The organism is Sphingomonas sp., assembly GCF_035758555.1.
GTDB lineage: Bacteria > Pseudomonadota > Alphaproteobacteria > Sphingomonadales > Sphingomonadaceae > Sphingomonas_B.
Window position 1 is genome coordinate 1 of sequence record NZ_DASTXI010000134.1, and the last position, 8,598, is coordinate 8,598.

The following is an 8,598-nucleotide window of genomic DNA, read 5'->3' on the forward strand; positions in this document are numbered from 1 at the left end:
ATGCCGGGCTCGCGGAAGACGCGGTGGCGCTTCCCATGACCGGCGCCGACGGTATCGGCCTGTTCCGTACCGAGTTCCAGTTCCTCGTCTCGGCGACCCTGCCCGGCCGCGACCGGCAGCAGCGGCTCTACACGAAGGTCATCGAGGCGGCAGGCGATCGGCCGGTGGTGTTCCGCACGGTCGACATCGGCGGCGACAAGGCGCTGCCCTACCTCACCGACGAGGCCGTAGAGCAGGCCGAGAACCCGGCCATGGGGTGGCGCGCGCTTCGGCTGTCGCTCGATCGCGCGGCGCTCATGAAAGCGCAGGCGCGCGCGCTGATTGAAGCATCCGCCGGGAAGGTGCTGCGGGTCATGTTCCCGATGGTCTCCGAGCCCTGGGAGTATGAAGAGGCGCGCGCCTTGTTCGAGGTGCAACTGGACTGGGCACGCAAAGCGCATCGGCCGCGCCCGGTCCGCGTCGAATTCGGCGCCATGCTCGAAGTGCCGAGCCTTGCCGAGATGCTCGATCAGCTGCTTCCACGCCTCGACTTCATCTCGATCGGGACCAACGATTTGACCCAGTTCCTCTTCGCCGCCGACCGTTCCGACCCGCGGCTGGCGCAGCGCTACGATTGGCTCAGTCCCGCGATCCTGCGCTTCCTCAAGCGCGTGCTCGACGCCGCGCGCGAAGCCGGGGTTGCGGCGAGGATCTGCGGCGAGATGGCCGGCCGTCCGCTCGAGGCGATGGCGCTGGTCGGCATCGGCGCCGAGAGCTTTTCCATCACCCCGGCGGGTGTCGGCCCGGTCAAGGCGATGGTCCGCTCGCTCGACGCCGCGGCGGTCCGCGCTCGGCTCGATCAGTTGCTGGCGCGGCCGCCGAAGGACATGCGCAAGGCGCTCACCGACTGGGCGCGAAGGCATTCGGTCACTATTGGTTGACACTCGCCGCTCAGGCCTCAAACAGGACGCATGGCCAAGCGCGAACCCGAACCCGAGCCGATCGAGGAGGAGATGGGCGAGGCCGCGGCTCCGACCGTAGGGGAGCGCCTCCGCGCCGCGCGCGAGGAGAAAAAGCTTAGCCTGGAGCCTGTCGCGGCGCAGACTCGGATCCCGCAGCGGCATCTCGAGAGCATCGAGACCGCCGACTGGGACAAACTTCCAGCGCCGACCTACACGATCGGTTTTGCAAAGAGCTATGCCTCGGCCGTCGGACTCGACCGCGCCGAGATCGGCGACCAGCTCCGCGAGGAAATGGGCGGCCAGCGCTTCGCCTCCTCGCAATCGGAAGTCATCGAGGCGGCGGACCCGGCGCGAACCATGCCCAAGTGGCTGGTGATCTCCGCGGTGATCGCGGTGATCCTGCTCGTCGTGATCATGAGCGTGCTCAACCGCCGCTCGCTCGAGCCGTCGGGCGAGGCGAGCTCGAACGCTCCGGCGGCCGTCGCGACGGCTCCCGCGGCCACGCCGGCGCAGCAGCGGCCCGCCGCGCCGGTTCAGTCGCCCGCCGCGCAAGGCCCGGTCGTGCTCACCGCCGTCGCGCCGGCCTGGATCCGGGTCACCGACCAGGGGAAGACGCTGTTCGAAGGCGTGCTGCAGCCCGGTCAGACCTACCAGGTTCCGCAGACGGCGGTCGCGCCCTTGCTCCGCGCCGGCGCGCCCGAGGCGCTGAAGGTAACGGTCGGTTCGGCCGTCGCGCCGCCGGTCGGGCCCGCGGGGCATGTGACGTCGAACGTCAGCCTCAAGCCGGCCGACCTGATGCACGCGCCGGCGCCGCAGCCAGCAGCCGGAACGACGGCGGCGCAGTAGGAGATTCATCGGCGGGCAATGCGCCGCCGGTCACAGTCGCGTCCAAATTGAAGCGTGGGGAACCTTCCAGTGAGATTCATGCGTCCGATCACCGCCCTCGCGGCCGTTGCGGCAGTCGCGACGATTTCCGGGTCCAGCGCGCTCGCGCAGCGCCAGGCGCCGACTCCCGAGCAGCGGATCCAGCGCCTCGAGCGGCAGGTCGAGGAGATGCAGCGGCGGGTCTTTCCGAAAGGAAGGCCGGCGGACACGGCGGGCTTCTCCGACGATCCCGCGGCCACCCAGTCGTCGGTGCTCAGCCTCGACCAGCGGCTCGATGCGCTCGAGCGGCAGATCGCCGACATGCTCCGGCAAAGCGAGGAGAACGGCAACCGGCTGCGCAACGTCGAGACCGGCCTCAGCCAGCTTCGCACCGACCAAGACCAGCGCATCCAGGCGATCGAGCAGCGGATGAACGCGGCGGAAACCGCTGCGCCGGCTGCCACCGAAACCCCGCCTCCCGAAGGTGCGACTCCGCCGAAGTCCAAGCCCAAGACATCGACTCAGCCGCCGAAGACCGCGGCCGCGGAACCGCCGGCTTCGGAAGGCGGCCTCGAAGCGGCTACCGCGACGGACCCCGGCGAAGACGCCTACACCGAGGGCTTTCATATGTGGGAAGCCGGCAATTACGATCAGGCGATCAGCTCGCTGCGCGCGTTCGTGAAGGCCTATCCCAAGCACCGCCGGGTGAGCTACGCCAACAACCTCATCGGCCGGGCGCTGCTCGACAAGGGCCAGCCGCGGCAGGCGGCCGAAGCGCTTCTCGCCAATTATCGCAACAATCCCGGCGGCGAGCGCGCGCCCGATAGCCTCTATTATCTCGGCCAGGCGCTCATGCAGCTCGGCCAGCCGACGCAGGCGTGCAAGGCTTATGCCGAGCTCGACGCCGTGTACGGCGCCAAGATCCGCCCCGACCTCAAGAAGCTCGAGACCGACGCGCAAGCGAAAGCGAACTGCAGCTGACGATCGGGACGCTTGTCATGCGTCCGCAACCTTGCGGCCACGTTGAGAATGTCAGTTGCGCGCGCTCCCAACGGGGCTAACAGGCGCCCCTCCCGAGGAGGCTGACTTGGCGACTGCAACGCGCGAGCATTCGGCGACCGAGGCAATCGAGCGCTTCAGGCGCGACCTCGACGCGGTTGTCCCTCCGGATACGAACATCGGCATCGCGGTATCCGGCGGACCCGACAGCCTCGCTTTGCTGCTGCTCGCCGCGGAAGCGCGGCCGCTGCAGGTCGAGGCGGCGACGGTCGATCACGCGCTTCGGCCTGAAAGCCGCGCCGAAGCCGAGATGGTCGCGCAGCTATGCGAACGCATCGGAGTCGCGCACGCGATCCTGACCGCCGATTGGGAGCGGAAGCCGGTAACCGGCATCCAGGAACGCTCCCGCTTGATGCGCTATCGCTTGCTCCGCGACTGGGCGAAGGAACGCGGCCTCACTGCTTTGGCCACCGCTCATCATGTCGACGACCAGGCCGAGACCCTGCTGATGCGGCTTGCGCGGGGGGCGGGAGTGCGGGGCCTTGCGGGGATGCGGCCGGTCGGACGCGGGACGGCCGACGCCATCTCGATCATTCGCCCGCTGCTCGGCTGGCGCCATTCGGAGCTGGAGGCGGTGTGCGCCTCTGCGGGCGTCGTGCCCGTCCAGGACCCGAGCAACGAGGACGAGCAGTTCGAGCGCGTGCGCGTGCGCAAGGCGCTCGCCGATGCCGACTGGATCGATCCCGCGGCGATCGCGGCGAGCGCGGGCCATTTGGCGGATGCAGAGGGCGCTCTCCAATGGGCGACGACGCTGGAATGGCAGCGCGCCGTGAGGCACGGCGAAGGACAGATCGTCTACACGCCGGCCGATACGCCGCGCGAAATCCGCCGCCGGATCATCCGCCGCGCCGTCCTGGCGCTCGCGACCGAGGGCGCCGGCGCCGACCTGCGCGGCCGCGAGCTCGACCAGATCCTCGCGGCGCTGCGCACCGGCCGGCGGGCGACCCTGCGCGGAGTGCTGTGCATCGGCGGGCCCGAATGGCGCTTCACCCGCGCTCCCGAGCGAGCGGCTAGAGGCTGACTTAAGCCCTGGTCCGCTCATCCTGAGTAGGGACTGAGCGAAGCCGAAGGCCCGTATCGAAGGACGGTCCTTCGATACGCCGTTTCGACTGCGCTCAACGGCTACTCAGGATGAGCGGTTCTTGTGTAGGTTCAGCGCAAATTCGCGCGATAAAACGGCAGCAGCTCGGCCCAGGCGCGCTCGGCCTGCTGCTCGTCGTAGGTCTGGCTCCCGGCCACGGTCCAGCCGTGGTTCGCCGGATAGACTTCGACTTTCGCAGTCCGGCGCGCCGCGGCGAACGCGGCGTCGAGGTCGGGCTTCTCCTTCGGCATGCGCTCGGCGTCGTTCTTGGCGATGAGCACGAGATAGGCCGCGCGGGTCCTGGGGATCAGCAGGTGCGGACTCGACGCCTTGTCGGTGACCAGAGCGCCAGGATGGAAGGTCGCGACCGCGCCGATCCGGTCCGGACGGACGGCGGCGGTGCGGAAGGACAGCGGGCCGCTCATGCAATAGCCCTGGACGCCCGCTTTCCGCTTTCTGTCGGTTTGCGGCTGGGCGTCGAGGAAGGTGATGAACGCCGCGGAATCGCGGTCGACCATCGCGTCGGTGAGGCCGTCACGAAACGCGCTGATCCTGGCCATGTCCTCCCTATTGTTGAAATCGAATGGACCTTCGACCACCGGCGCCTTCCTCGCGCGGTAATAAGGATTGGGAACCAGCACGACATAGCCCTGCGCCGCGAGCCTCTTGCCCATCTCGCGGAACACGGGCCGGAGGCCGAGGATGTCCGGCCACATCAACACGGCCGGCCATTTCCCTTTGCCGGACGGATAGAACAGAGCCGCGTCGGCGCTCCCGTCCGCGGTCTTTACCGAGACGTCTTTCGCGGTGACGGGCCGTGCGCCCGCGTCCTCGGCGAAGGCCGACACCGCAATCCCGCTTGCGGCCGCCGCCGCGGTCATCGTCAGCAGCACCGTTCGCCGGGTCACCGACGTGTCCGCAATGAAACCCTGATGGTTGCCGTCACCGCACATCGACCGTCTCCCGCAGCGCTTCGGATCGGCGGATGTTCACCAAAAGCCTGGCCGGTGCAATCGCCGGCGGATCAGCCGACGCGGACGTCGCCCAAACCGAAATTGCCGCGACCGCACCCCGGCGAGGCGGCCAGCGCGACCGGGATGTGCAAGGCGGCGTTGAGGCCGGTGCGGTAGCGGAGCTCGCTTTGCAGGCGCCCCAGGCGCATCGCGAAGGTCGGCGGACTGCCATAAACGCGACCGCGATAGAGATAGCGGACCGGCCCGATTCCCACGGCGTCCTGCGTATAAGCGGTCCTGTTCGATTCTCCGAGGCGCGCATCGCGCACGCTCAGCCGGCATGAACCGCGCGTGGCGTACACGATCGAGCTCTGTATTCGGAGATGCCTTGTCCGGGTGGCGAAGCCCTGCGCGCGAAGGCTGCTCGCGAGCTGTGCTTCGATTTGGCCCCGGAAGCTGCCCAAACCGTCGTCGCGCGGCGGACCGGCATAGGCTTTCAATCCGACCGAGCTCAGCGCCAGCGCGACGAAGAAGGCGAGGAGGAGCTTATCGCTGCCGGGCGCTCGCATGCACCACTCCAAGCCCCGCGATCAATCCGGCGCCGATCAGGCCCGCCCAGCCGAACATTTCCGCCCCTGCGCCGATGTGGAGAAATTCGAAGCTGCCGGGAAACAGCCCGATCGCCGAGAGGCGCGCGATGTTGAGCGTGAACATCAGCGCGACCATGGCGATGCCGCATCCAATGTAACGAGCATCGGGCTTCACCCTGAACAGCACCGCCGCGGTCGTCCACAGCACCACCGCGAGCGAGATGTTGTGGACCGACGAGCATGGGGCGCCGATAAGGAACTGCTTCGTGCTGTTGGCGAACTGCACCGTGTTTCCGTCGACCGGAGTGCCGATGATCGACGCCACCACATGCGCATCGAAATTGAGCAGCGGCGCGGCGAACAGCCGAAGCAGGATGCGGCCCCAGATCAGCGGTCCGGTCAGCGCAAGCAGGACGAACCCGACGCGGCCGGCGGAGCTCCCCGGACGCGAGGTCGTCAGCACATAGGCGGCACAGAGCAGAAGACCCGCGTGAGCGGCTAGCGATATCGGAAGAAACGCGAGCAAGACTGCCGCCCCGAGGACCACCGCGTCGCGCCGCGAGAGCGCACTAGCGTCCGCTTCGAAGCCCACCTTCAAGGCGGCATACATCGCGAACCAGATGACAGCGCTGATTCCGCCGAGTGTCAGAAGCGCGGCGGCAGGCGGCTGGCTGCCCAGAGTCGCGATGATCTGGCTCGCCTGGGCATTGAGCGCGGCGAGCACGCCTGCGCAGGCGAACAGGCTCGCGCGCGAGAAATTCAGGTCAAGGTGCAGCAGGCCGGCCGGATCCGATCCGGCCGGCCGAGCGAAGTTCACGGACGAATCCGGCTCTTCAATGCACGATAGCCAAAGCCCATCAGCGCGACGGCGCCGATGCCGAGCCCGATGGCGGGCGCGGGCGTCACGGTCCTGATACCGGCAACGGCTGGCTCAGCGACCGCAAGGAGGGCGATGGCCCAGGAGATCTTTTCGATGCGATTCATTTGCGCAACTCCCCTGATTAACGACCTTGCTAACAAGATCGGTTAACGTAATTATAACAATTGCGCGCTCGTCACAAGGCAGGCGCGCGGAGAAGCGAATGAAGCCCGAAACCTGGGTTCAGATGGCGCTACTGACCTGGTTCGTGCTGCTCGCGATCGCCGAAGTCCTTTGGGCGAAGCAAGGGGGCGAACAGGACAAGCGGACGGGGGACGCGCGCCTGCTGACCAACTTCGGGCTGACCGCGCTGATCCTGGCGGCGAGCGCCCTGCTGCCCGTTGCGCGGATCACTTCCTCCGACCTCGCAGGGCGGCTCCATCTCGGGGTCGCCAATCTCGTTCAGGTGCCCTGGCTTGCGGCATTCGCGCTTCTGCTGATCGTCGACAGCCTTGCAGCTTATTGGGTCCACCGGCTGATGCACGCCACGCCTGTATTGTGGCGCGTGCATCGCGTGCACCATGCCGACACTGCGGTCGACGTATCGACGAGCCTCAGGAATCACCCGCTCGAGCTGCTGGCGACGGTTCCGGTCGCGTCGCTGGTCGTCCTGCTGACCGGAGCTCCGGTGTCAGTCGTCCTCGGGGTCCAGGCGGCCGGGATCGCGGCTGCAATCTGGCAGCACGCCGACATCGGCTTGCCGGCCCGTGTCGATCGCGCGCTGGCGACGACGATCTTCACTCCGAGGCTCCATCGGCTTCACCACAATCCCGAACGTGCCGTGCACGACAGCAATTTCGGAGAGACGATCGTCCTGTGGGACTGGCTGTTCGGTACGCTCAACCGCGGCGAGGGCAGGCAGCCAGTCGGACTGAAAGGTCAGTCACTCCGGCCCGACCATTTGCTGGACCAGATCTGGTCGCCGCTCTTCGCGGACAGAAGTGCGTCCGGGGCTACGCCAGCCGGGCCATGAGCTTCGCACCGGCCCTGCGTCGGCGCATCGTGAAGCCGATGGCGCCGAAGCCGAGCAGGAACATCGCCCAGGTTGCAGGTTCCGGCACTCCCCCGATGACCTCGCCGTTGGCGGTGCCGGTCACAAGAATGTAGCTTCCGCCGAAACGGAGGCCGTAGATGTCCGCGCTGTCCGATGAGATACCCCTGAACTCAAACTCGTTGAATCCGCCGGGAGTGGAGATCGGCGCAAGGGTTGCAAGATCGAACGAAGCGAACGGGTTCCCGAGGGCGTCGAGAGCCCAGATCGTGGGATCATCTCCGAAAGGAGGTGCAGCATAATTCATGAAGAACCCTAGCTGGCTGACCGGGCCGCCGTTCAACATCAACTGCGCGTATCCTGTGGCGGAATCCACGCCGATATAGACTGCGTCGCCGCCGAAGGATCCGTTGCCGTTCAGACCGTAGCTGCCCTGCCCGACGACCGAGCCCAGCCCGCTGTTGCCGCCGCCGCCGGGAGCTGCGGTGAACGTGTACTGATCGACGGTGATCGGGCCGAAGGTGAAGTTGTAATTGCCATTTTGGAAGGCGCTGAGATTAAGGCCCGGTCCCGAGTAGCCGACGTCGCTCGTCAGAAGGTTCGTAATGGCATTTGCAGGTGCGGTCGCTCCAATCGAGAGCGCTATCGCGACGCCCAATGCTGCGGTGGTACGCATGGCTCAACTCCCCTGTAGGTTGCGGATTGTCCCAATGGACGCCCCACGCGAGCCGCTACTCCACCATCGACGAGTCGCGTTAACCGTATGTTAACCGAAATTTCACGCAAATTCAATCCGGAGCGTGCTGCGGCCGCATTGGTATGCCCGGCCTTGCGCCCCATTCCGGCACGGCCGTTCACCAGTGCCTAAGCTCGCATTGTTATTGCGCTCCAAGGGCCTATCTTAGGCTCGAGCGCGTTTTTGCGCTAAAAGGCGAGCGATGAACGACAAAGACAAGAAGCCCGGGAACCCCTGGACCAAGAGCCTGCTGATCTGGGTCGGCGTGCTGTTCGCGCTCGTCCTGTTCGTGCAGATGATCGACGGCGGCTCGCGCACCGCGGCCGGGCAGGCGATCCCTTATTCCGAGTTCGTCAAGCAGGTCGACAACGGCAACGTCCGTTCGGTGACGATCGCGACGAGCAGTTCGGGCAACAGCGCCATCAGCGGGAAGCTCGACAGCGGCGAGGTGTTCAACACTGTCG

Annotated in this window: 11 protein-coding genes; 6 read left to right on the plus strand and 5 right to left on the minus strand. The window is 66.9% G+C overall.

The features are described from left to right. The 4 genes from VFT73_RS08255 to tilS all read left to right on the plus strand — a co-directional run. Nucleotides 1-920 (plus strand): putative PEP-binding protein (locus VFT73_RS08255; RefSeq protein ID WP_326409785.1); only part of this gene is annotated, 920 nt, incomplete at its 5' end. 30 nt (nucleotides 921-950) lie between these two features. Continuing rightward, nucleotides 951-1,787, plus strand: a complete 837-nt coding sequence (locus VFT73_RS08260) for a helix-turn-helix domain-containing protein (protein ID WP_326409786.1) — start codon at nucleotides 951-953, stop codon at nucleotides 1,785-1,787. Nucleotides 1,788-1,865: 78 nt separating this feature from the next. Next, on the plus strand, nucleotides 1,866-2,786 hold the full coding sequence (locus VFT73_RS08265; RefSeq protein WP_326409787.1) for a tetratricopeptide repeat protein: 921 nt from the start codon (nucleotides 1,866-1,868) through the stop codon (nucleotides 2,784-2,786). A gap of 106 nt (nucleotides 2,787-2,892) precedes the next feature. Further along, nucleotides 2,893-3,885 carry a tRNA lysidine(34) synthetase TilS gene (gene tilS, locus VFT73_RS08270; RefSeq protein ID WP_326409788.1) on the plus strand — a complete coding sequence of 331 codons (993 nt, stop codon included), beginning with the start codon at nucleotides 2,893-2,895 and terminating at the stop codon, nucleotides 3,883-3,885. Between the two features lie 131 nt (nucleotides 3,886-4,016). Here the strand turns inward: tilS and VFT73_RS08275 are convergent, their stop codons facing one another. The 4 genes from VFT73_RS08275 to VFT73_RS08290 form a co-directional block, all read right to left on the minus strand. Beyond that, nucleotides 4,017-4,826: a dienelactone hydrolase family protein gene (locus tag VFT73_RS08275; protein ID WP_326409789.1), complete on the minus strand. Its 810-nt coding sequence runs from the start codon at nucleotides 4,824-4,826 to the stop codon at nucleotides 4,017-4,019. Nucleotides 4,827-4,969: 143 nt separating this feature from the next. After that, on the minus strand, nucleotides 4,970-5,467 hold the full coding sequence (locus VFT73_RS08280; RefSeq protein ID WP_326409791.1) for a hypothetical protein: 498 nt from the start codon (nucleotides 5,465-5,467) through the stop codon (nucleotides 4,970-4,972). Then, the gene (locus VFT73_RS08285) at nucleotides 5,445-6,305 is read right to left on the minus strand and encodes a hypothetical protein (RefSeq protein ID WP_326409793.1); all 861 of its coding nucleotides are present in this window, start codon (nucleotides 6,303-6,305) and stop codon (nucleotides 5,445-5,447) included. The genes VFT73_RS08280 and VFT73_RS08285 overlap by 23 nt, the downstream gene beginning before the upstream one ends. Beyond that, the gene (locus tag VFT73_RS08290) at nucleotides 6,302-6,472 is read right to left on the minus strand and encodes a hypothetical protein (protein WP_326409794.1); all 171 of its coding nucleotides are present in this window, start codon (nucleotides 6,470-6,472) and stop codon (nucleotides 6,302-6,304) included. The genes VFT73_RS08285 and VFT73_RS08290 overlap by 4 nt, the downstream gene beginning before the upstream one ends. 98 nt (nucleotides 6,473-6,570) lie before the next feature. Between VFT73_RS08290 and VFT73_RS08295 the strand changes: the two genes are divergently transcribed. Next, nucleotides 6,571-7,380 (plus strand): sterol desaturase family protein, encoded by an 810-nt coding sequence (locus VFT73_RS08295; protein ID WP_326409795.1) that lies wholly within the window; start codon nucleotides 6,571-6,573, stop codon nucleotides 7,378-7,380. Here VFT73_RS08295 and VFT73_RS08300 read toward each other — a convergent pair. Next, the gene (locus tag VFT73_RS08300; protein ID WP_326409796.1) at nucleotides 7,361-8,074 is read right to left on the minus strand and encodes a PEPxxWA-CTERM sorting domain-containing protein; all 714 of its coding nucleotides are present in this window, start codon (nucleotides 8,072-8,074) and stop codon (nucleotides 7,361-7,363) included. The two genes, VFT73_RS08295 and VFT73_RS08300, sit on opposite strands and share 20 nt — an antisense overlap. 262 nt (nucleotides 8,075-8,336) lie before the next feature. Between VFT73_RS08300 and VFT73_RS08305 the strand changes: the two genes are divergently transcribed. Further along, nucleotides 8,337-8,598: ATP-dependent metallopeptidase FtsH/Yme1/Tma family protein (locus VFT73_RS08305; protein ID WP_326409798.1), on the plus strand; the 262-nt coding region annotated here is incomplete at its 3' end.

Coding starts and splice junctions, on each gene's coding strand:
- VFT73_RS08260 (WP_326409786.1), top strand. CDS start 951: ATGGCCAAGCGCGAACCCGAACCCGAGCCGATCGAGGAGGAGATGGGC.
- VFT73_RS08265 (WP_326409787.1), top strand. CDS start 1,866: ATGCGTCCGATCACCGCCCTCGCGGCCGTTGCGGCAGTCGCGACGATT.
- VFT73_RS08275 (WP_326409789.1), bottom strand. CDS start 4,826: ATGACCGCGGCGGCGGCCGCAAGCGGGATTGCGGTGTCGGCCTTCGCC.
- VFT73_RS08280 (WP_326409791.1), bottom strand. CDS start 5,467: ATGCGAGCGCCCGGCAGCGATAAGCTCCTCCTCGCCTTCTTCGTCGCG.
- VFT73_RS08290 (WP_326409794.1), bottom strand. CDS start 6,472: ATGAATCGCATCGAAAAGATCTCCTGGGCCATCGCCCTCCTTGCGGTC.
- VFT73_RS08295 (WP_326409795.1), top strand. CDS start 6,571: ATGAAGCCCGAAACCTGGGTTCAGATGGCGCTACTGACCTGGTTCGTG.
- VFT73_RS08300 (WP_326409796.1), bottom strand. CDS start 8,074: ATGCGTACCACCGCAGCATTGGGCGTCGCGATAGCGCTCTCGATTGGA.